The sequence below is a fragment of the Kitasatospora sp. NPDC058243 genome (genome assembly GCF_042882025.1).
Lineage (GTDB): Bacteria > Actinomycetota > Actinomycetes > Streptomycetales > Streptomycetaceae > Kitasatospora.
On record NZ_JBHVWW010000071.1, the window covers coordinates 24,386 to 44,804 of the forward strand.

The window sequence follows — 20,419 nt, forward strand, 5'->3', positions numbered from 1 at the left end:
GGGGTTTTTCTTGGCTTTGGGGTCTTCCAGAACGGGGTGGGTTTTGGGGGGGCCCCCCCCCACCGCGCGGGCGTCCGCCGGGTTGCGGACGCCCGCGCCCAGGCGAAACGGAGCACCCGGCATGACCGTCCGCAGCGAGCGGGACCAGCACGTCGTCACCCTGACCATCGACCGGGAGCAGAAGCTCAACGCCCTCGACTACCCGACCATCGACGCGCTGCTCGCCGAACTCGACCGCGTCGACGCCGACGACACCGTCCGAGCGGTCGTGCTGACCGGCGCCGGGCAGCGGGCCTTCAGCGCGGGCGCCGACATCCCGTCGCTGGCCGGGAGCATCGCGGGCGGGCCCGAGCGGGCGCTGCGCGAGGTCGTCCGGCGCGGCCACGCGCTGACCCGGCGGATCGAGGAGTTCCCGAAGCCGATCGTCGTCGCCGTCAACGGCCTCGCCTACGGGGGAGGGTGCGAGCTCACCGAGGCCGCCCCGCTGGCCGTCGCCGCCGAGCACGCGACCTTCGCCAAGCCGGAGATCTCGCTCGGCTTCCCGCCGCCGTTCGGCGGCTCCCAGCGGCTGCCGCGACACGTCGGACGCAAGCGCGCCCTGGAGCTGATCCTGACCGGCGATCCGATCCCGGCCGCCCGCGCCGCCGAGATCGGACTGGTCAACGCCGTCGTCCCGGCCGGCGAACTGCTCGACGCGGCACGGGGCCTGGTCGACCGGATCATCCGGCACGCGCCGACCGCGGTGTCCGCCTGCCTGCGGGCCGTCACCCGCGGCATCAACCTGCCGATCGACGAGGGCCTCGCCGTCGAGGCGGCCTGCTTCGTGGCCACCGTGCCCACGGACGGGGTGCGGGAGGGGCTCCGGCGCTTCCTGGACCGCCCGGCCGCCGGCTGAGACCGGCTCGCGCCCCTGGTGCCGGTGGTTCCGGGCTGGACTCGGCGTTCTTCGGCCAGGACGACGGCAACGCGGACGGCCGGGCCATCCGATCGGATGACCCGGCCGTCGCGGCTCACGGGCGCGGCTGGCAGTCGCGGCTCACAAGGGGGGTGCTCAGCGCTTATTGGGGGCGTGCGCGCTCACCAGGACACCGGGTAGCGGACGGGGTGCCCGCCGATCCGGCCGGGGAGGAGGCCGATCGTCACCAGGATGCCGGTCGAGAGGACCAGCAGCGGCAGGAACGGCAGGGCGGGCGGGGCCTGGAGCACCACGACCACGGCGCTCGCGACGGCCGGGGAGTGGGAGAGGTGGGTGAGCATCATCGCGCCCAGTGCGAGACCGGCGGCTATCGCGGCTCCCCAGGCGGTGCTGCCGGTGACCGCGAGGGTGGCGTAGCCGATCAGGGCGGACAGCAGTTGGCCGCCGACGACGTTGCGCGGCTGGGAGATCGGAAGCCCGGGGGCGCCGTGCACCAGGGCGGCGCTGGCCGCCACCGGCGGGATCAGCAGCGGCTGGTGGACCACCATGCCGATTCCGGCCAGCAGGAGCAGGGCGCCGACGGCGAAGACGGAGGCCCGCAGGGCGTGCAACGGGTGCGGCCTGGGGGTGTCTGCGGGCTGTGAGGTGGGCATGCGTGGGCGACTCCGGATGGGTGACGGGGGACCACGGGATGATAGGCGCACTGTCGCTCGAAAGGTGGGATGTTTCGTCTGTTGGACAACCACTGAACACTCCGTGGACGGACAGGCGGGCGGACAGGCGGGCGGACGGACGGGCGGCTTCGGTGGGGCGGTCAGAGCGACGGGGGCTGTATGAGCGTCGCCGGGAGGTAGCCGGAGGAGAGGCCGAGCTGCCAGCCGTGTGCCTGGACGGCGAGTGCGGCCAGGGCGATCGGGATGACCGGGAGCAGGCTGCGCGGGGCCGCGTCCGGAGCGCTGCTCTCGCGGTGCTGGTCGAGGCGGGCGGCGAGGGCCCGCTCGAAGGTGCTCTGGTCGTCGTCGAGCAGGACGCGCAGCAACTGCTGGTCCGGCGTGAGCCGACCGGCGGCGTCCAGCGCCCGGGCGGCCGCGGTGCGCTCCTCGGCGTCCGGTTTGCGCAGGGGCACGGGGCCGGGGGCGACCCAGGGTGAGACGGCGGTCGGCACGACGTAGAGGTAGGAGCAGAGCGCGTCCAACTCGGCGAGGCTCGCCGGATCGGAGGTCGAGTCCAGGTCCGAGTAGGGCAGGCCCTTGCGGACCGAGGGCCCGTAGTCGTCCTTCAGCAGCGGGCCGAGCATGCGATGGCGCTCCCGGACCAGGCCGCTGATCACGCACATCGCGAAGGCGTCGACCCAGGTGGCGGCCGTGGGGGCGAAGTCGATGGTGTCGCCGAAGCCGGTCTCTTCGCTGGTCAGCGTCTCGCCGATGAACGGGAAGGGGACCTCGAAGTCGCCGCGGGGGAAGCAGCCGAGGGACAGCACGCCGAGGGAGCACTCGGCCGCGGTCTCCAGGATGACCCGGGCGGGGTAACCGCTGAGCGGTCGGCCCCCCAGGGTGAGCGCGCCGATGTGGTCGAGGAGCTCCTCGCCCATCGTCCGGATCTCCTTGATGGCCAGGCGGCCGTAGTGGATCCGGTACCAACTGGCGAGGGCCCGGTCCTCGATGCCCTCCAGGGCCTGGGTGATCCGCTGGGGCGCGACCTGGTGGCGCGTGACGTCGACGTCCACGATCCGATGCCGCCTTTCCTTGATCGTCTGCTGACGGAACGGCACGCTAGCACCGGCCGCTGACAGTCGATCACCCGTACGGGGGAGGGGCGGCGGCCGGGCCGCCGCCCCTCGTCCGGGCAGGTCAGAACGCCGAGTTGGCGCACCAGTGCGCGAGCAGTTCCTCGTCCCCGCGCACGTCGAGGCGGGCGGAGGCCAGGTCGAGCCGGCCGTACAGGAGCAGCAGCAGATCGGCGGCGCTCGCGCGGACGGTCGCGTCGGCCTCCGGGCCCGGGCCGTCCGCGTCGAGCCCGAAGCCGTCGGGCCCGAAGCCGTCGAGCCCGAAGCCGTCGGGCCGCAGACGGATCAGCCAGTCGCCGTCCGCGTCGGTGGCGTTGCCGTCGGTGCGGGTGAAGCGGATGGTGCGGTCCGCGCCGCGCAGTTCGGCGATCCCCGGGGCGAAGAAGGCGGCGAAGGGCAGGTTGGTGAGGAATTCGGACACCCCGTCGGCGGCCAGCTCCGGGTCGAGCGCCGGGGTGCGCCCGAGGGCGAGTTCCGCGTCGGCGCGGTGCACCAGGGTCTCGAACAGCATCCGCCGTACCCAGAAGCGGGCGTGCTGGTCGGCGCCCCAGGCCCACATCGGGGCGTCGAGGTCGGTCTCCGCGAATGCGGCGCCGGCCTCGGCCGCGGCCTCCGCCAGCCAGGCGGGGTAGCCGTCCGGCGCGGCGGGCAGCCGGAGGTCGACCTCGCGGCTGCGGGGCGGCTGCTGGATCCGCTGCCGGAGCAGGACGGTGAACCAGCGCTGCACGCTGCCGGTGTGGCGGGTGAGGTCGGTCAGTGTCCAGCCGGGGCAGGTGGGCACCGGGGTGGTCGGGTCGGCGTCCTGGAGGGCGGCGACGAGGCGGGCGGTCTCCGCGGCGACGGCGGCGCCGTGGTCGATGGTGGTCATGAGGGTGCTCGCTCGGTGTCGGGGTGGCGGGGCGGGGAGAAACGGTCGGACGAGGGGGAAGCGGTCAGGCGAGGGGCTTGTCGACGACGGCCTTGGCGTGGCTGAAGGTGTCGAGGGAGTACTCGCCGTGGTAGCGGCCCATGCCGCTCTCGCCGACGCCGCCGAACGGCAGCTCGGGCATGGCGAGGTGGGAGACCGGCAGTCCGAAGGTGAGCGCACCGGAGGAGGTCTCCTCGGTCAGCCGCTGCTTGGTGTGCGCGGACTCGGTGAAGGCGTAGAGGGCGAGCGGCTTGTCGCGCTCGTTGATGAAGGCGATCGCCGCGTCGAGGTCGGGCACGGCGACGATGGGCAGGATCGGGCCGAAGATCTCCGCCCGCATCACGGGGGCCTCGGGGGAGACGTCGGCGAGGACGGTCGGGGCGAGGTAGCGGTCGGCGCGGTCGTGGGTGCCGCCGGTGACGGTCCGACCGTCGCCGAGCAGCGCGGTGAGCCGGTCGAAGTGGCGCTCGTTGACGATCCGGCCGTACTCGCCGCCGGCCGCCGGGTCGTCGCCGTACAGCTCCCGGACGGCGTCGGCGAGGTGGGCCTCCAGCGCGGGCGCGCTCTCGCCGATGGCGAGGACGTAGTCGGGGGCGACGCAGGTCTGGCCGGCGTTGAGGAACTTGCCCCGGGCGATCCGCCGGGCGGTGACCGCGAGGTCGACGTCGGGTTCGACCACCACCGGGCTCTTGCCGCCGAGTTCCAGGGTGACCGGGGTCAGGTGCCGGGCGGCGGCCGTCATGACGATCCGGCCGACGGCGCCGTTGCCGGTGTAGAAGATGTGGTCGAAGCGCTGCTCCAGCAGCGCGGTGGTCTCCGGGACGGCGCCCTCGACGACCGCGACGGCCGCCGGGTCGAGGTAGCGCGGGAGCAGCCGGGCGAGCGCGGCGGAGGTCGCGGGGCGAGCTCGCTGGGCTTGAGGACGGCCGCGTTCCCGGCGGCCAGTGCGCCGACCAGCGGGGACAGGGCGAGCTGGAGCGGGTAGTTCCAGGGCGCGATGATCAGGACCACGCCGAGCGGGTCGCGCACCACGCGGGCCGCGGCGGGCCGGAAGAACTCGGGCACGGCGGCGGGCTTCGGCCGCAGCCACTGCTCCAGGTGGGCGACGGTGTGGTCGAGCTCGTTGAGCGTGAAGCCGATCTCGGTGCGGTAGGCCTCGGCGGTGCTCTTGCCGAGGTCCTCGTGCAGGGCCTGGAGGAACGCCTCGGACTGCTCGGTGAGCAGCGAGCGCAGCGCCGCCAGCTGGGCCTGGCGCCAGGCGAGCGGCTTGGTCAGGCCGGTGTCGAAGGTGGCGCGCAGGCGGGCGACCGTGGCGGCGGCGGTCTCCGGGGCGGTCTCCGGGGCGGCCTCCGGGGCTTCCGGGGCGGCTCCCGGCGTGGCTTCGGGAGCGGCTTCCGGGGTGGCGGCGGGGGTGTGGTTCATGAGGGTCTCGGGGTCCTTCCAGCTGGCTTGAGGACGTCGATGGTTTATGACCTCAAGCATTCTTGGACGGTAAACCTCAATGGTTGAGGATGTCAAGCAATGTGCCTATGCTCGACACCGTGCACCAGAACCCCCACCCGGACCCACCGGCCACGCCGATCGAGCTGATGGATCAGCTCGCCCGGGTGGCCGCGGCCTACTACCGCCACTTCGCCTCCGCCGCGGCCGGGCACGGGCTGACCCTGATGCAGGGCAAGACCCTCAGCCTGCTCACCCGGCCGCGCTCCATGCGCGCCCTCGCCGGCCTGCTGTCCTGTGACGCCTCCAACGTCACCGGCATCGTCGACCGGCTGGAGGGCCGCGACCTGGTCCGCCGCGAGCCCGACCCCGCCGACCGCCGGGTCAAGAGCATCGCCCTGACCGACCGGGGCGAGCAGACCGTCCGGCTGATCCGGGCCGACCTGATGTCCGGCCTGACCGCGCTGGAACAGCTCTCCGGCCAGGACCGGGCCGCCCTGGGCGCGCTGCTGGACCGGGCGTTCCCCGAGACGGCGGCCCCGCCGGCCTGAGGCCGGGCCGCCGGTCCGAGGCGGGGCCGGAGTCAGGTCAGAGCTTCTCGGCCTCGTGGACCTGGTGGAGGTGGATGAGGACGTCGTGGGCCCGCCCGAGGGCGACGGAGGGCAGCGGGTCCTTCGTGAACGTGGACCCGGCCTCGTAGACGGGGCGGGCGGTGTCCAGCCAGTCGCGGACCACGCGCGGGGCGGTGCGCAGGTCGACGTAGTAGTCCTGGCGGCGGACCTGGTCCAGGGTGTACTCGTTCATGCCGGGCGTGGCCGCGGGCACGGTGTTCTTCTCCCAGTCGGTGCCGAGGGCGGCGCCCATGGTGAGGAAGGAGCCCCGGTCGAAGGTGAACCCGATGTTCAGGTACTCCGGGCCGAGGGTGTCGCGCAGGATCGCGCCCTGCGTCCTGGGGTACATCTCGGGATCGCTGGCCAGGTAGCCGACGTGCCCGTTGTGGGCCGAGAGCAGCATCCGGTCGCCGGTGTGGCGCTGCCACCACGCGGTGTTGTCGGCCATGGCCTGGTCGCGGAGGACCTCCGCGGCGTTCACCGAGGCCTTGTCGGTGAGTTCGAAGGTGGCGAAGGCGAAGGTCTGGGCGATGATGCGGGCGTGCTGCACGGCCCAGTCGTACTCCTCGCCGCCGGCGCCCTTGGCGGCGGTGACCAGGTCCAGCGCCTGCTGCGCCTTGGCGGCGTTCTCCTTCCGCTCGGCCACCGGCCGGTTCATCAGGTAGGCGACGGTGTCGTCGAGCGGGCGCAGGCCCGCGTACAGCCCGTCGACGCGCGCCAGGGCCGCGGGGTCGGTCTTTCGCAGGTAGGCGTCGACCCGGGCGAAGACCTCCTCGCCGAGCTTGGGGGCGCCGACGTCGTCGCCCATGAAGTGGACCGGGCGCTCCGGGTGCTGGCGGTTGTACTCGCGCATCCAGCTGATCAGGTCCACGAACTCCTGGCGCTCCCACGGTGATTGGCCCAGCTCGTCCTTGACGATCTGCCGGGCGTCGCCCTTGCCGTCCTGGAGGTACTTGTCGATCTTCAGGCCCGCCGACCAGCTCATCTCCAGGGCGAAGGTGGTGAAGCCCTTCTCCTGGACCAGGTAGCGGAAGACCCGCTCCTTCATGGTGAAGAACTCGTGCGAGCCGTGCGTGGCCTCGCCGAGGCCCACCACCTTGGCGTCCCCGACCATCGCGCCGAGCGCCCGCAGGTCGCTGGTGCTGCCGCCGGGCTCGGTCGACCGCAGCGGGTGCGCGGACCGCTCCAACGCGCGGACCACCGTGCTCCGCTGGCCGTCCGCCGCGGGAGCGGCGGAGGCCACCGGGGCCAGCAGGGCGGTGGTGGCGGCCGCCACCGTCGCCGCGATCAGCCCGCGCCGGCCGATCCGCCGCTTGTTCACCGTGGTCATGATCTCTCCTCAGTTTCCTTGTCCCGAAAGCTCGGTGAGATGATCATCGTTCGCGGCGGGGGTGCGGCGCGCTGGGGCCGACCGCCGGGTTCTTCGGGGGGATAACCCCCGACCTGCGTCGATGCGGGCTCCGCCCGGTGGGTCAGAGCGCCGCGGCGCGGTGCGTCGGGCGGCCGTCCAGGACGGTGAGCAGCACGGGGACATCCGGCAGTTCGGTGGCGGGGGTGGTGAGCGGGTCGGCGGCCAAGGCGGTGAGGTCGGCGCGGTGCCCGACGGCGATCCGGCCGGCCTGCTGCTCCTCCCCGGCCGCGTGCGCGGCGTTGACGGTCATCGCCCGCAGCGCCTCCAGGGCGGTGAGCGCCTGCCCGGGGTGGTGCGGCGGCTGGGTCAGGTCGCGGCTCGGGCGGCGGTGGCGGGCGCCGGCCAGCACGCCGAGCGGCGGGTAGGGGGCGATCGGCCAGTCCGAGCCGAGCACGACGGTGGCGCCCGCGTCCCACAGGTCGCGGCAGCGCCAGGCGCGGTCGGCGCGCTCCTCGCCGAGGCGGCGGGACCAGTTGTCGGTGTGGTCGGCCCGGGTGAAGTCGCAGCAGTGGGTGGGCTGCATGGAGGCGGTCACGCCCAGCTCGGCGAAGCGCCGCACGACGGAGTCCGGGACGGTCTCGATGTGTTCGATCCGGTGCCGGACGGTTCGGGCCCCGGCGGCGGCCGCCTCCGGCCTTTGCGCCGAGGCCGCGGCCACGGCGTCGAGCGCGTGGCGGACGGCGGCGTCGCCGATGGCGTGGGTGGCGGTCGGCACGCCGGCGCGGTGCAGGTGCGCGATGACGCGGGTGTACTCCGCCGGGTCCGGCCAGAACGCGTGGGTGGACTCGCCGTGGCAGTCCGGGCGTTCCAGCCAGGCGGTGCCGTTGTCGATGGTGCCGTCCATGAACAGCTTGACGCCGTCGACCCGCCAGAGCCGGCCGCCCCGGTGCTGCTGTTCGACGAGGGCGCGCAGCCCGTCCGCGTCCACCCCGGGCTGGCACCAGGGGGCGACCCGCAGCCGCAGCGGCAGGTCGCCCGCCTCGTCGAGTTCTGTGTAGAGGTCGAGGCTGTCGCCGTTCGCGTCCATCGCGTGGCCGCCGGTGAGGCCGGCGGCGGCCATGGCGGCGAGCGCGGCGGCCAGGCGGGCACGGCGTTCGGCCCGGGTCGGCTGCGGGGCGGCGCGTTCGACCAGTTCGCAGGCGGCGTCCTCCAGCAGCAGGCCGGTGGGGCGCCCGGTCGCGTCGCAGACCACCTCGGCGGCCTGGGCGAAGCTGCGCGGGCCGTCGACGCCGGCGAGTTCCAGGGCGCGCGGGCTGGCGAGCATGGAGTGGGCGTCGAAGAGTTGGAGCAGCGCCGGGACGCCGTCGAGGACGGGCGCGAGCGCGGCGGACTCCACCGGCCGGTCGCCGAAGACGTTCGGGTCCAGGCCCCAGGCGTGCAGCCAGGCGCCGGGGGCGAGGGTGCGGACCTCGGCGGCGAGGGCGGCGCGGACCCCGGCGAGGTCGGTGCAGCCGGAGAGGTCGAGGCCGTGGGTGAGTTCGGCGCCGGTGACCGGGTGCAGGTGCCCGTCGACCAGCCCGGGGGTGACGACGGCGCCCTTCAGGTCGATCACGGTGGTGGCGGCGTCGGCGAGCCGGCGGATCTCCCGGTCGTCGCCGAGGGCGGCGATCCGGCCGTCGGCGACGGCCAGGGCGGTCTGCGGGAGGGGGCCGCCGGTCGCCGGGTCGAGCAGGCGGGCGGACAGGAGGACGAGGGAGGTGCGCACATCGGCTCCAACGGTGCTGCGGGGTGGGGTAGTTGTGGGGTGGAGGGGTCAGTCTTTCCAGGTGAGGGAGCCGTCGGGCAGGCCGAGTTCGCGTTCGGCGGTGGCCACGGCGAGCCGGGTGACGGCGGAAGGGTGGTCGCGCAGGCCGGTGTTGGCGTGGGCGGCGAGGCCGTCGATCACGACCAGGATCTGAAGAACCGTCACATCAACGTCCTCGGTGCGGAATTCATCCTGGGTGACGCCCGTCTCGATGACGCCGCCGAGTCGTCCGCGCCAGCCGGCCTGCTGCTCCAGGACCCGGTCGCGCAGGACGGGCCGGTAGCGGCTGAGGTGGCGGGCGTTGATCCAGAGCCGGCTCATGTCGTCGTAGGCCGGCCCGGTGGCGCGGGCGAAGAACCGTGCGAGGTGGTGCAGTGGCGACCTGTCGTGCGGGTCGGCGGGCAGCAGCGTCTCCAGTTCGGCGGTGGCGGCGCTGCCGAAGGCCTCGGCGACGAGGTCCTCGACGGCGGGGAAGTAGTGGCTGATCAGACCGGGGCGGACGTCGAGCTGCTCGGCGATCCTGCGCAGCGTGATGCATTCCAGGCCCTCGGTGAGGGCGACGGCGGCGGCTGCCCCGACGATCTCCGCCCGCCGGTCGTCGGCGGATTTGCGGACCCGTTTGCGCTGAACGCTTGACGTCATGTGCCGGATGCTATTGAGTGTGCGACCAATAAGCAAGCAGGTGGGCACGACACCCCCACGGAGGGCCCCCAATGGCGTCCACGCTCCCGGACCACCCCCACCCCGACACCCGCGCCGCCGCGCCGCTCCAGCAGGAGCGGGCCGGCCGGGTCGAGGTCCACGGCATCGACCACATCCCCGAGACCGAACGGCGCGGCCGCGCCCGCGAACTCTTCCCCGTCTGGGCGGCGGCCAGCGTCAACTACCTCAACCTGGTCGTCGGCGGCGCCCTCGTCCTGGCCGGGCTCGACCTGCTCCAGGCGTTCGCGGTGGTCGTCGTCGGCAACCTGTTCTGGCTGGGCACCGGCCTGCTGGCGGTCTCCGGACCGGCCGCGGGCGCGCCCAGCGAGGTCATCACCCGCGCGATGTACGGCGTCCTCGGCAACCGCGTGAACAACGCCGTCACCGGCTGGATGATCTCCGTCTGCTACTTCGCGCTCAACCTCGCCGCGGCCGCCGTCGCCGCGTTCTCGCTCGCCGAGCAGGCCGGGATCACCCCGACCACCCCGATCAAGATCGCCATCGTGGTGGCCATCGTCGTGGTGACGCTCACCATCAGCGTCTACGGCCACGCCGCGATCCTCCGGCTCTACCTGCCGATCACCCTGGCGCTCGCCGCCGCCTTCGCCGTCGTCGGGTACGTGGTGCTCCGGCACGCCGACTTCGGCTACGCGCCCGCCGAACCGCTCTCCGGCACCCGCCTGTGGTCCGCCGTCCTGGCCGGCGTCACCCTGATCGCCTCCGGCCCGCTGTCCTACACCACCAGCGCCGACTTCTCCCGCTACCTGCCGCACACCACCTCCCCGCGCGCCGTCCTCGGCTGGACGGCCCTCGGCGGCTTCCTGCCCGGCGTCGCCGTCGGCGGCCTGGGCGTACTCGCCGCCAGCGCCGTCGACATGACGGATCCGCAGGCCGCCCTCCAGCGGATCCTGCCCGGTTGGTTCGACCCGGTCTTCCTGCTCGCCCTGGTCGTCGGCACGATCGCGGTCAACGCGCTCACCGCCTACAGCGCCGGCCTCGCCCTGCAAGCCGTCGGCATCAGGATCCGCCGCACGCTCAGCGTGCTCGTCGACGGCACCGTCGCCGTCTGCCTCACGCTGTACGCGCTGCTGGTCTCCAACTTCCTCGACACCGTCAGCAACGTGCTCCAGCTGACCGTCGTCCTGCTCGGCCCCAGCACCGCGATCTACGCCACCGACATCCTGCTGCGCCGCAACCGCTACGACGGCCGCGCGCTCACGGACGAGACCCCGGGCAGCCCCTTCTGGTACCGGGCGGGCGTCAACCCGGCCGGTGCGCTCGCCCTCGCGGCCGGGGTGGCCGGCGCCGCGCTGTGCGTGGACACCCTGTACACCGGGCCGGTGGCCGCGCTCGTCGGCGCGGACCTCGCGCTGCCGGTCGGCATGGTCGTCGCGGCGGCGGTGTACGCGGTGCTGATGCGCGGGAAGCTGAACCGCCGGGGCGCCTGAGCGCCTGAGCGCGGCCGTCCGACGGCCCCCGTCGAACTGCCCTTCCTCCGAAGGGTGCTGAGGGCGACCGGCCGGGACGCTTCCGGGGGCCGCCGGTTGAACGGGCCCCGGCAGCCGGACAGAACAACCGGAGGACAGCCCAGCAGGGCGTCAGTCAGTGGCAGAGCCACGACCACCAGGGACCCGGTTAGAACTATCAGTGTCAGTGGCGTCCGTTAGGGTGCGGACCGGCGGCCCGGCCACGCGGGCCGGCGCGAGGTGAGGGGGCGTCATGACGGACGGTACCGAAGGGGCGGGGGGCGAGGAGGGCATCCGGTGGCTCGCGGACGCCGGGCGCTCCGTCGACGGCGTCCTGTTCGCCCGGGGGATACCGCCGCAGGAGCTCGCCCGCCGGATGGGCGCCGATCCGGCCGCCGCGGCCGGGCCGCTCAGCGGCACCGAGGTGTGGGACCTCGACATCGAGGTGTTCCGCCCGAGCGACGACGGCGACGGCGTGATCCGGGTCGGCGAGTCCGGTGACTGGTCCTTCGCGGTCGAGTACGGCGACTCCACCGGCGGCGAACGGCTCACCGAGATAGCGCGCGACGGGGTCGAGGTGGTCCACTTCCGCCCGATGCCGGACCACCCGCCGGCGCTGCTCGACTACGCCCGCGACGGCGCCGTGCTGTGCGGGTTCGGCCTCGCCGAGGAGCGCTGGCGCTGGGGCCGGGAGCCCGACCTGCTGGTCCCCGAGCTGGTCGCCGCAGGCGTCCTGGAGCCCGACGGGATCACCCGCGGCCCCGGGGGCGAGCCGCCCGCGGCCGTCCGCCGCCGCACCCTCGGCGCGGTCGGGCGGCGGTTCGGGCTGAGCCTGCCCCGGGCCGTCCTCGGCGAACTGCGGCTGACGGCGTACGCGGTGCGGGGCAGGCCGGGGATGGAGCCGCCGGGTCGTTGAGCCGGGGCCGGCCCCGGGCCCGCCCCGGCCGCGCGCTGGACGTTTTGGACGCCCCGGACGTGTGTTCAGCCGGAGCGTGGCCCGGTCCGGGCGGCCCGGGCCTCCAGGTAGCGCCGCTCGGCGAGGTTGGCGGTGGCCTTCGCGGCGCGCCGGTAGTGCTCGTGGGCGCCGGCCGGGTCGCCGGCCTTCTCCAGCAGGTGCGCCCGGACGGACAGCAGCCGGTGGTGCCCGGCCATCCGCCCGTCACCGTCCAGGGCGGACAGCAGGGCCAGCCCGGCGGCCGGGCCGTCGGTCTCGGCGAGCGCGATCGCCCGGTTGAGGGTGACCATCGGGTTGGGCGCGATCCGTTCCAGGATCAGGTAGAGGGCGTGCACCTGGGGCCAGTTGGTCTCCTCGGCGGTGGCCGCGTCGGCGTGCGTGGCCGCGATGGCGGCCTGCAACTGGTAGGGCCCCAGGGTCGGGCCGGCCAGCGCCGCCTCGGCCAGTCCGACGCCCTCGTCGATCAGCGCCCGGTCCCAGGCCTTGCGGTCCTGCTCGTCCAGCGGCACCAGGTCGCCGGCCGGGGTGGTCCGGGCCTCCCGGCGTGCTTGGGTCAGCAGCATCAGCGCGAGCAGCCCGGTCACCTCGTCGTCCCCGGGCAGCTGCGCGTGCACCGTCCTGGTCAACCGGATCGCCTCGCGCGCGAGGTCGGGGCGGTGCAACTCCGGTCCGGAGGTGGCGGTGTAGCCCTCGTTGAAGATCAGGTAGAGCACGTGCAGCACGACCCGCAGCCGTTCCTCGCGCTCCGCGCCGTCCGGCAGGGCGAACGAGCTGCCGGCGGCCCTGATGCGCTGCTTGGCCCGGCTGATCCTGGCCGCCATGGTGGCCTCCGGCACCAGGAACGCGCGGGCGATCTCGGCGGTGGTCAGACCGCCGACCGCCCGCAGCGTCAGGGCGGTCCGGGAGGCCGCGGTGAGCGTCGGATGGCAGCACAGGAACAGCAGGACGAGCGTGTCGTCGGTGTCCGGCACCTCCGGCGGCACCACCTCGGCGGCCGTCGCCGACTCCCGTTCGCGGCGCGCGCGGTCGCGGCGCAACTGGTCGATGAGCCGCCGGGCCGCGACGGTCACCAGCCAGCCGTGCGGATTGTCCGGCATCCCCTCGGACGGCCACTGCACGGTGGCGGCGAGAACGGCCTCCTGGACGGCGTCCTCGCACCCTTCGAACCGGCCGTACCGGCGAACCAAGGTGCCGAGGACCTGCGGCGTGAGCGCACGCAGCAGGTCCTCGAAGTCCGGTGCTGTCATGCCTCCAAGTGTCCGTCGGCGAACATCACCTGCCGCACCTCGACCCCCAGGCCCTCGATCGCGGTGTCCGGGATCCGCGCCGCCAGCGCGATCGCCCGCTCCTTGTCCTCGCAGTCGATCAGGTAGAAGCCGCCCAGGTACTCCTTGGCCTCCAGGAACGGGCCGTCGGTCACCACCGGCTGGCCGTTGCGCACGATCACCACGGCGGCCTGGGCCGGATCGACCAGTGCCTGGGTGGTGATCAGCTCTCCGGACGCCTTCAGCGCCTCGATGAACTCGCCGTGGCCGTGGCCGATCGCCGCCTTCTCCTCGTCGGTCAGCGCGTCCATCACGGCCGGGTTGATGTGCAGGCTGATCAGGAACTTCATCTCGTGCTCCTCGTGGTTCGCGGGCCCGGCTGGGCTCCTCGACCGGTGGTCGGAGCCGTCGCCGCGGCCTTGACGTCCTCCGCCGGACGTTCGGAGGAATCTTCGCGGCCGCACCGCCACCTCGCACATCGCCCGCCTCGGGAGGGCCGGGGGCCGGGAACCCCGCCCCGCCGTCACCCGGGAGTGTGATGGTCACGTCACATCGGACGCCGCTACTGTGACCCGGTGGCGGAGCGTCACATGGAACGGGTGGGCCGTCCCGGCCCGGTCCCGTCGGGAGGGGCAGTCATGAAAAGCACTCGTCGTGTGTTCGGATCGGTGCTCGCGGCCGCCGCCCTGGCCGCCTGCGCCCCGTCGACGTCGCCCGCCGCGGCCTCGATCGCCGCGCCGGCCGCCTCGGGGTCCGAGGGAGCGAGGGGAGCCGCGCCGGCCGCGGTGGCGAGCGGGAAGACGGCCTGGACCGGCCAGTTCCGCGGTTACGGGACGGACCAGTGGAAGCACGCCTGGGGCGCGGCCGACCAGGGGACGTGGGGCGGTTCGGACTTGAGCGCGGTCGACGACGCGGCCGCTCCCGGGGGCGGCTCGGCGCTCCAGGTCATCTACGGGGCCGGGTCCTCCTCCAACCAGTGCGCCGACTGCCCGAACCCGGGCGGCGGCCAGTTCTACACGGATCTGACCAGCCTGGGCCTGTCCGCCCTGGCCCAGGGCAAGACGCTGGACCTGAAGTACTCCCTCAAGTTCCCGGCCGGCCGGGACTGGGGCAAGGCGGGGAAGCTGCCCGGACTGTACGGCGGCAGGATCGGCGAGGAGTCGGGCGGCAACCACGGCGCAGGCTGGTCGACGCGCTACATGTGGCGCGGCGCCAAGGGCGTGCCGGACAACGGCGAGGTCTACCTCTACACCCCGACCAACTCCGGCCCGACCGGCTACGGGGTGGACGAGGGGCTCGGCGACTGGCGGTTCCAGGCCGACGGCGCGTGGCACAGCGTCGAGCAGCTGGTCGACCGCGGCACCGGGGACGTCACCGTCTGGTACGACGGCCGCCAGGTCTACGCGGCGCGCGGGGTGGCCTCGGGCATCGGCGGGATCCCCTTCGGTGGCGTGTTCTTCTCCACCTTCTACGGCGGCCACGACACCAGTTGGGGCCCGGCGAGCACCCAGCGTGCCTACTTCGCGGACTTCTCGCTGTCCTCCGGCGTCCAGCACTGACCCGTCAGCCGACTGTCACCGTCACGGTGAAGGCCCGCTGGCCGGGCGGGCAGGCCAGTGCCTCGCCGCAGGTGGTGCGGTGGGCGGAGAGGCGGGCCGTGCCGGGGGAGGCGGCGAGGAAGCCGGCGGTGACCTGACCGCAGCCGCCGCCCGGCCGGCAGGAGGGGGCGGGGGTGGTCGCGGTGGCGGTCGGACGCAGCGTCCGCGGGCTGTCGCCGGCGGCCGGGGACCAGTAGGTGCTGTGCAGCTCGACCCGGATGACGGTGCCGGGTGCCACCCGGATGGTCGTGCCGTCGGCGTGCTCGTCGAGCACCAGGGCGGGCGGGCCCGGCGCGGCGGGGCCGGTGTTCGACGAGCAGCCGGCCGCCAGGGCGAGCAGGGCGGCTGCCGCGAGCTTTCGCACCGTCACGGCTCTCCTCCTCCAAGTGCCGCGGTGTGTTTGGGGCGCGGTTCCTTGGGGGAGTAGTTCCCTGGGGACGGGGTGCCGCGGGGGCGGGCTGTGGTGCCCCCCCCCGGCGGCGTCAGGGGCGTGGACGGGCGGCCGTCAGGAGACGGTCACGTCGTCGTAGTAGGTGTAGGTCGGGTCGCCCGGGTAGTTGTCGTCCACGTTGGTGAGGGTGAGCGTGTAGCTGTGGCCCGGGGTGACGGTGCCGGAGGCGGACTTCCAGCCGAGGCCGCTGGTGCAGGTCTTGGCGAGCACCGTGGTCGTGGTGTTGGTGGTGTTGTCCTTGAGGGTGGCGGTCGCCCAGTCGTAGGTGACGGTGTCCGGGCAGGTGACGTCGTACCAGAAGGCGACCTTGCTGCTGCCGGTCGGGGCGGTGAAGGTCTGGCTGGCCGTGGACGTGGTGGTGGGGCCGGCGGAGCCGAGCATGGCGCCGTAGCCGCCGGTGTGCTTGGCGGCGCTGGAGGTGGCGGCGCTGCCGGTGGAGGCCCAGCCGCTCAGGGTGCCGGTCTCGAAGCCGCCGTTGGTGAGGCCGCCGCCGCCCGCGGAGGTGACGGTCCAGCCGAAGGCGGCGGAACCGGCGGCGCCGGTGGCGTCCTTGGCGGTGACCGTGACGCTCGCCGTGCCGGCGGTGGTCGGGGTGCCGCTGATCAGGCCGGAGGCGGAGATGGACAGGCCGGCCGGCAGGCCGCTCGCCGTGTAGGTGAGGGTCTGGCCGGAGGCGCTGTCGGTCGCCGCGATCTGCAGGCTGACGGCCTTGCCGGTGGTGCCGGCCTGGGCGCCCGGGTTGGTGACGGTGACGGTGTTGCCGGTCGTGCCGCCGACGATCGGGTGGGACATCTCGCAGCCGCCCGCACCGCTGTTGAAGTCGTTCGCCCAGGTCGACTGCATGGCGAAGCTGCCGGTGGTGAAGCCGACGTTCGCCGAGGCGCCCTGGCCGCTGCTGACCCAGGCGCACTTGTCGCCGTTCTCGGCGCCGCTGCTGTCGGTCCAGCCGCCGGCCGGGTTCTGGTCGGTGATGGTCTCGGCGTACTCGTGGCCCTCGACGATGGTGACGCCGTCCAGGGTGCCGGCCGTCCCCGCGTTGACGAAGCCCTGGCCGCAGCCGGAGCCCGCGTCGGTCACGTACGGCAGGTTGGTGAAGGCGAGTTCGCCGTACGGGGAGGAGACGGCGCCGCCGGTGAGCGTGGTGTCGCCGGTGTAGTCGTGCCAGGCGCAGAAGTTGCCGGACGCGGTGTTGAAGCCGTCGGGGGTGGTGCCGGTGGGGGAGACGACGACGTACTGGTCGTTCCGGTTGGCCGCGGCCGTGGTGTTGCCGAAGTGGCCGGACGCCTTGACCGCCTCGGCGCCGATCTGGTTGCCGGTCGCGGAGGCGGGCGCCGCGGCGGAGGTGTCCACCCAGACGCCGGCGAGCGCGCCGCCGGTGGGGTAGGCGACGTGCGCGGAGTTGCTTGGGCAGGTCTGGGAGCCGGCGGCGACGCCCTCGCAGTACTGCGTCATGACGCCGGACCAGAGTTCGTTGCCCGCGCCGATGCCCTTGAACAGCTGCTGGAGGCGGGGGGCCATGCCCTTGGCGTCGCCGCTGAGCGTGGTGTTGCCGTTGGCGTCGGTGCCGGAGCTGCCCCACTGGGAGCCCCAGAACACCAGGTAGACGTGCTCCGGTCCGGTGGTCACGCCGATGCTCGGACTGCCCGCCCCGCCACCGTAGTTGAGGTTGTTGGCGGAGGTGGCGTTCGGTGCGGCCTGGTGGCCGCGCAGCGGGACGGCGCCGTGCCGGTACGGGTGGTTCGCCGACGCCGCGGAGTGCGCGGCGTCGTCGGGCTGCGCCTGGGCGGGTGCCGCGGTGAAGCCGGCCGCCGCGAGGGCGAGCGTGGCGACGCCGGTGAGCGCCGCCCGTCCGGCGAGACGGAACGTGGGGGTTCGGCCCATGTGAGGGTTGCCTCTCTCATGCCGACCGCCCGGGCACCGGTGGGTGACGGGTGGTCGCGAAGGACAGGGAGAGGCCGGAGGCGGTGGAACGCCTGGATGACCCGCCGCACAACGGATCACCGGGGGGAAACAGGCCCGCCTCGGCCGCCGAGAAGCAAAGCAGCCGCCGGAGAACGGGGTCAACGAGCCTGACGGTAAAGTGAGTTGCCTTGATTCCCGCGTAATGGAAAAGCCCCCAGGCGGAGGGGGCGGCGGTTCGGATTCTCCGAGCCCACACACTGTATGCGGGTTTCCGTTAACCGTATGAACAGCCTTGGCCCAAAACAGATTTGATGGTGAGAAACAGGTAAGACATTAGCCGCCGGGCAGGCGCGCACGCAAGCGTGAGCCTCCGACGTGTGGAGACCGCCTCCCTGGTATTGGGAAGGCGGTCTTCGGTATCACCAGGGGGGGCTGGCGAAACGTCAGTGTTTATTGATGAAGCCGGTTCAGGCCATGAGTGCGGCGTTGCGCAGCCGGGCGGCGGAGCGGGCCAGGAGGAACGCCGCGAGCAGGGCGGGGCAGAAGCCCACCACGCAGGCGGCGAGGACGGCTGTCGCGGTCAGGCCGAACGGGGACACGACGGCGGCGGCGATGCCGGCCAGCGGAGTGACCAGGACGGGGGAGAACAGCAGCAGGGCTGCCAGCCGCTTCTCCCGGCGGCTCCACTGCGTGGACCGCCAGACCCTGCTGGCGGCGATGACGGCGGCGGCCAGCGCGAGCGGGGGCCCGATGACCGGGACGAACGACAGTGGCACCGGCAGCACCGCGAAGACCAGGGTGCGGATGGTGCGGCCGCGGCTCTCCGGCTCCGGCCGGGCGCCGCCCTCCTCGTCGAGCGCGGCGTCGGCGATCTGCCGGGGGCTGCCCAGCTGCTCCAGGACCCGCCGGACGGCGGCCTCGTCGGCGGGGTCGCACTCGGCGAGCGAGACCTCGATGTGCTCGCGCAGGTCCGCGAGCAGTTCGCGGCGGCGCGGCTCGGGCAGCGGAGCGGTGTACCGGGCGACCGCGGCCAGGTGGGCGCGGACCAGGGGGTGCTCGATGGAGTTGTTCACGGGTTCTCTCCCGGGGCCAGGACGTGGTCGACGGTTTCGCGGAAGGCGGGCCACAGCGTGGCGAACTCCTCCAGTGCGCTGCGGCCGGTGTCGGTGAGGGTGTAGTACCGGCGGGACGGGCCGCTGGCCGAGTCGCGCAGGAAGGTGTCGGCGAGGCCGGCCCGGCGAAGCCGGGACAGCAGGGGGTAGATGGTGCCCTGGCTGGTCGCCAGCATCGGGAACCGGCCGAGTTCCTGCAGCAGCTCCACCCCGTACCGGGGGCCGTCCCGCAGCAGTGCCAGGACGCAGTACTCCAGCACGCCCTTGCGCAGCTGCGTCGCCACCGGTCCGTCGGCCGTACCGGCGTCGCCGTCGTGGTGTGTGATGCCAGGTACCATGTGATGCAAGATAGCATGCGACGCCAGGTAGTGGGAGATCCGGACGAGTGCCGCAGGAGCGACCTCACCCGGACGGCGGGTGGCAGCCGGACCGGCGTACGCCCCTCCACCGGGCCTTCCACCAGGCGCGGTCGCCCCACCACCCCTAGGGTCTGTGGTGCGCTGACCGTGCCGTCCGCCGGGGCGCGCCCGGCAACCCGAGAGGTGGACCGCTCCATGCACACCGTCGTCCGCGGCGCCGGCGCCTTCGGCCTGGCCGCGCTGCTGCTCGCCTGTGCCGCCGGCTGCCAGGGCGACGCCCGCTCCGCCGTCGAGCCCGCGCCGACCTCCCCGGCCTCCCCGGCCGGCTCGCCCGGCTCACCCGCCGCGTCCGCGACCGGACTCGCGGCCCAGCATCTCGACTGGCAGGCCTGCCCGGCCCCCAGCCCCGCGCAGGGCAGCGGCACCGCGCCCGCCGGTGACTGGCAGTGCGCCACCCTCAAGGCGCCGCTGGACCACGGCAAGCCGGACGGCGAGACCATCGACCTGGCCATGATCCGGAGCCGGGCCAAGGACGAGAAGCACCGGATCGGCTCGCTGCTGTTCAACTTCGGCGGCCCCGGCGCCTCCGGCGTCGCCACGCTGCCCGCCCTCGCCGCCGACTACGCCTCCCTCAACGCCCGCTACGACCTGGTGAGCTTCGACCCCCGTGGGGTCGGCGCCAGCGCCGGGGTGAGCTGCCTGGACGACAAGGCGATGGACGTCAGCCTGGCACTCGACAACACCCCCGGGACCCCCGACGCGGTGAAGGCGCTGGACACCAGCAACGCGCAGTTCACCGCCGCCTGCGAGCACAACTCCGGTCCGGTGCTGCCCTACGTGGACACCGAGAGCGCCGCCCGCGACCTCGACCTGATGCGGCAGGTGCTCGGCGACCAGAAGCTCTTCTACTTCGGCATCAGCTACGGCACCCAGCTCGGCGGCGTCTACGCGCACCTGTTCCCGCAGGAGGTCGGCCGGATCGTCCTGGACTCGGTCGTCGACCCGACGAAGGACCCGCAGCAGTCCGCGCTCGGCCAGGCCAAGGGCTTCCAGCTCGCCTTCGACAACTTCATGAAGGCCTGCGCCGCCGAGGAGGCCGCCGTCTGCCCGACGGGTGCCGGCGGCGTCGAGGGCACGGCGGCGGTCACGGCGCTGCTGCAGAAGCTGGAGCAGTCCCCGCTGCCCACCACCAGCGGGCGGCAGCTCACCGAGACCCTGGCCGTCACCGGCATCGCCGCCGCCCTGTACAGCGAGGAGACCTGGCCCGTCCTGGCCGCCGGGCTCACCGAGGCGATGCAGCAGGGCACCGGCAACACACTGCTCCAGCTCTCCGACGCGATGTTCGGGCGCGACCCGCAGGGGCGCTACACCAACCTGAGCGCCGCCAACCGGGCGATCAACTGCGTGGACGCCCGGCAGCGCTACTCCGACCAGGACGTCGAACAGCAGCTGCCGCAGTTCCGCGACGCCTCCCCGGTGTTCGGCCCCTACTCCGCCTGGGGCCTGACGAGCTGCACCGGCTGGCCGGTGCCGGGCAAGGCCGACCACCCGGACGTCTCGGCCGCCGGCGCGGCCCCGATCGTGGTGGTCGGCACCACCGGCGACCCGGCCACCCCGGTCGAGGGCGCCCACGCGATGGCGCAGCGGCTCGGCCCGGGCGTCGGCGTCAACGTCACCCTCCAGGGCGAGGGTCACGGCGGCTACAACACCGGCGACCCGTGCCTGAAGCAGGCCGTGGACGCCTACCTGCTGGACGGCACCGTGCCGTCCGACGGGAAGACCTGCAGCTGAGAA

At 73.7% G+C, this 20,419-nt stretch carries 18 protein-coding genes and 1 pseudogene; 6 read left to right on the forward strand and 13 right to left on the reverse strand.

Annotation, left to right across the window (positions count from 1 at the left end; all coding sequences use genetic code 11):
• The first annotated feature begins 121 nt into the window (after nucleotides 1-121).
• Nucleotides 122-895 carry an enoyl-CoA hydratase-related protein gene (locus ACFVX9_RS33065; protein WP_380371907.1) on the forward strand — a complete coding sequence of 258 codons (774 nt, stop codon included), beginning with the start codon at nucleotides 122-124 and terminating at the stop codon, nucleotides 893-895.
• A gap of 182 nt (nucleotides 896-1,077) precedes the next feature.
• Here ACFVX9_RS33065 and ACFVX9_RS33070 read toward each other — a convergent pair whose 3' ends face one another.
• From ACFVX9_RS33070 to ACFVX9_RS33085, 4 genes and pseudogenes are all read right to left on the reverse strand, one after another.
• Nucleotides 1,078-1,569 (reverse strand): HPP family protein, encoded by a 492-nt coding sequence (locus ACFVX9_RS33070; RefSeq protein WP_380337421.1) that lies wholly within the window; start codon nucleotides 1,567-1,569, stop codon nucleotides 1,078-1,080.
• A gap of 161 nt (nucleotides 1,570-1,730) precedes the next feature.
• A complete protein-coding gene (locus tag ACFVX9_RS33075; protein ID WP_387985187.1) occupies nucleotides 1,731-2,642 on the reverse strand; it encodes an immunity 49 family protein in 912 nt (303 codons plus the stop codon).
• Between the two features lie 124 nt (nucleotides 2,643-2,766).
• Nucleotides 2,767-3,570 carry a maleylpyruvate isomerase family mycothiol-dependent enzyme gene (locus ACFVX9_RS33080; RefSeq protein ID WP_387985190.1) on the reverse strand — a complete coding sequence of 268 codons (804 nt, stop codon included), beginning with the start codon at nucleotides 3,568-3,570 and terminating at the stop codon, nucleotides 2,767-2,769.
• A 64-nt stretch (nucleotides 3,571-3,634) separates the two neighbouring features.
• Nucleotides 3,635-5,031: pseudogene (locus tag ACFVX9_RS33085) on the reverse strand (aldehyde dehydrogenase family protein).
• Between the two features lie 119 nt (nucleotides 5,032-5,150).
• Between ACFVX9_RS33085 and ACFVX9_RS33090 the strand changes: the two are divergent.
• Entirely contained in the window at nucleotides 5,151-5,600 is a 450-nt protein-coding gene (locus ACFVX9_RS33090) for a MarR family winged helix-turn-helix transcriptional regulator (protein WP_244293532.1), read from the forward strand.
• Between the two features lie 37 nt (nucleotides 5,601-5,637).
• Here ACFVX9_RS33090 and ACFVX9_RS33095 read toward each other — a convergent pair whose 3' ends face one another.
• The 3 genes from ACFVX9_RS33095 to ACFVX9_RS33105 all read right to left on the reverse strand — a co-directional run bounded on the left by ACFVX9_RS33095 (nucleotide 5,638) and on the right by ACFVX9_RS33105 (nucleotide 9,457).
• Nucleotides 5,638-6,990, reverse strand: a complete 1,353-nt coding sequence (locus tag ACFVX9_RS33095) for an erythromycin esterase family protein (protein WP_380371897.1) — start codon at nucleotides 6,988-6,990, stop codon at nucleotides 5,638-5,640.
• A gap of 142 nt (nucleotides 6,991-7,132) precedes the next feature.
• Nucleotides 7,133-8,776: an amidohydrolase gene (locus tag ACFVX9_RS33100; RefSeq protein ID WP_387985195.1), complete on the reverse strand. Its 1,644-nt coding sequence runs from the start codon at nucleotides 8,774-8,776 to the stop codon at nucleotides 7,133-7,135.
• 48 nt (nucleotides 8,777-8,824) lie between these two features.
• Nucleotides 8,825-9,457, reverse strand: coding sequence for a TetR/AcrR family transcriptional regulator (locus tag ACFVX9_RS33105; RefSeq protein ID WP_387985198.1), 633 nt, complete (start codon nucleotides 9,455-9,457; stop codon nucleotides 8,825-8,827).
• Nucleotides 9,458-9,528: 71 nt separating this feature from the next.
• Here ACFVX9_RS33105 and ACFVX9_RS33110 point away from each other — a divergent pair, with 71 nt between their 5' ends.
• Together ACFVX9_RS33110 and ACFVX9_RS33115 are read left to right on the forward strand one after the other, a co-directional pair.
• A complete protein-coding gene (locus ACFVX9_RS33110; protein ID WP_387985201.1) occupies nucleotides 9,529-10,965 on the forward strand; it encodes a purine-cytosine permease family protein in 1,437 nt (478 codons plus the stop codon).
• Nucleotides 10,966-11,236: 271 nt separating this feature from the next.
• Nucleotides 11,237-11,899, forward strand: a complete 663-nt coding sequence (locus ACFVX9_RS33115) for a DUF6461 domain-containing protein (protein ID WP_387985204.1) — start codon at nucleotides 11,237-11,239, stop codon at nucleotides 11,897-11,899.
• A 65-nt stretch (nucleotides 11,900-11,964) separates the two neighbouring features.
• Here ACFVX9_RS33115 and ACFVX9_RS33120 read toward each other — a convergent pair whose 3' ends face one another.
• Together ACFVX9_RS33120 and ACFVX9_RS33125 are read right to left on the reverse strand one after the other, a co-directional pair.
• Nucleotides 11,965-13,185: an RNA polymerase sigma factor gene (locus tag ACFVX9_RS33120; RefSeq protein ID WP_387985207.1), complete on the reverse strand. Its 1,221-nt coding sequence runs from the start codon at nucleotides 13,183-13,185 to the stop codon at nucleotides 11,965-11,967.
• Nucleotides 13,182-13,553: a YciI family protein gene (locus ACFVX9_RS33125; RefSeq protein WP_387985210.1), complete on the reverse strand. Its 372-nt coding sequence runs from the start codon at nucleotides 13,551-13,553 to the stop codon at nucleotides 13,182-13,184. The genes ACFVX9_RS33120 and ACFVX9_RS33125 overlap by 4 nt, the downstream gene beginning before the upstream one ends.
• A gap of 288 nt (nucleotides 13,554-13,841) precedes the next feature.
• Between ACFVX9_RS33125 and ACFVX9_RS33130 the strand changes: the two genes are divergently transcribed.
• On the forward strand, nucleotides 13,842-14,762 hold the full coding sequence (locus ACFVX9_RS33130) for a polysaccharide lyase (protein ID WP_380337397.1): 921 nt from the start codon (nucleotides 13,842-13,844) through the stop codon (nucleotides 14,760-14,762).
• Between the two features lie 4 nt (nucleotides 14,763-14,766).
• Here the strand turns inward: ACFVX9_RS33130 and ACFVX9_RS33135 are convergent, their stop codons facing one another.
• The 4 genes from ACFVX9_RS33135 to ACFVX9_RS33150 all read right to left on the reverse strand — a co-directional run bounded on the left by ACFVX9_RS33135 (nucleotide 14,767) and on the right by ACFVX9_RS33150 (nucleotide 18,604).
• Entirely contained in the window at nucleotides 14,767-15,171 is a 405-nt protein-coding gene (locus tag ACFVX9_RS33135) for a hypothetical protein (protein ID WP_387985214.1), read from the reverse strand.
• Between the two features lie 135 nt (nucleotides 15,172-15,306).
• Nucleotides 15,307-17,133 carry a putative Ig domain-containing protein gene (locus tag ACFVX9_RS33140; protein WP_387985217.1) on the reverse strand — a complete coding sequence of 609 codons (1,827 nt, stop codon included), beginning with the start codon at nucleotides 17,131-17,133 and terminating at the stop codon, nucleotides 15,307-15,309.
• 488 nt (nucleotides 17,134-17,621) lie between these two features.
• Complete coding sequence (locus ACFVX9_RS33145; RefSeq protein ID WP_387985220.1) at nucleotides 17,622-18,227, reverse strand: HAAS signaling domain-containing protein; 606 nt, start codon at nucleotides 18,225-18,227, stop codon at nucleotides 17,622-17,624.
• Nucleotides 18,224-18,604, reverse strand: coding sequence for a PadR family transcriptional regulator (locus ACFVX9_RS33150; protein ID WP_363377112.1), 381 nt, complete (start codon nucleotides 18,602-18,604; stop codon nucleotides 18,224-18,226). Before ACFVX9_RS33150 ends, ACFVX9_RS33145 begins: the two co-directional genes overlap by 4 nt.
• Before the next feature lie 216 nt (nucleotides 18,605-18,820).
• Between ACFVX9_RS33150 and ACFVX9_RS33155 the strand changes: the two genes are divergently transcribed.
• Complete coding sequence (locus ACFVX9_RS33155) at nucleotides 18,821-20,416, forward strand: alpha/beta fold hydrolase (protein ID WP_387985223.1); 1,596 nt, start codon at nucleotides 18,821-18,823, stop codon at nucleotides 20,414-20,416.
• The last annotated feature ends 3 nt before the right edge of the window (nucleotides 20,417-20,419 follow it).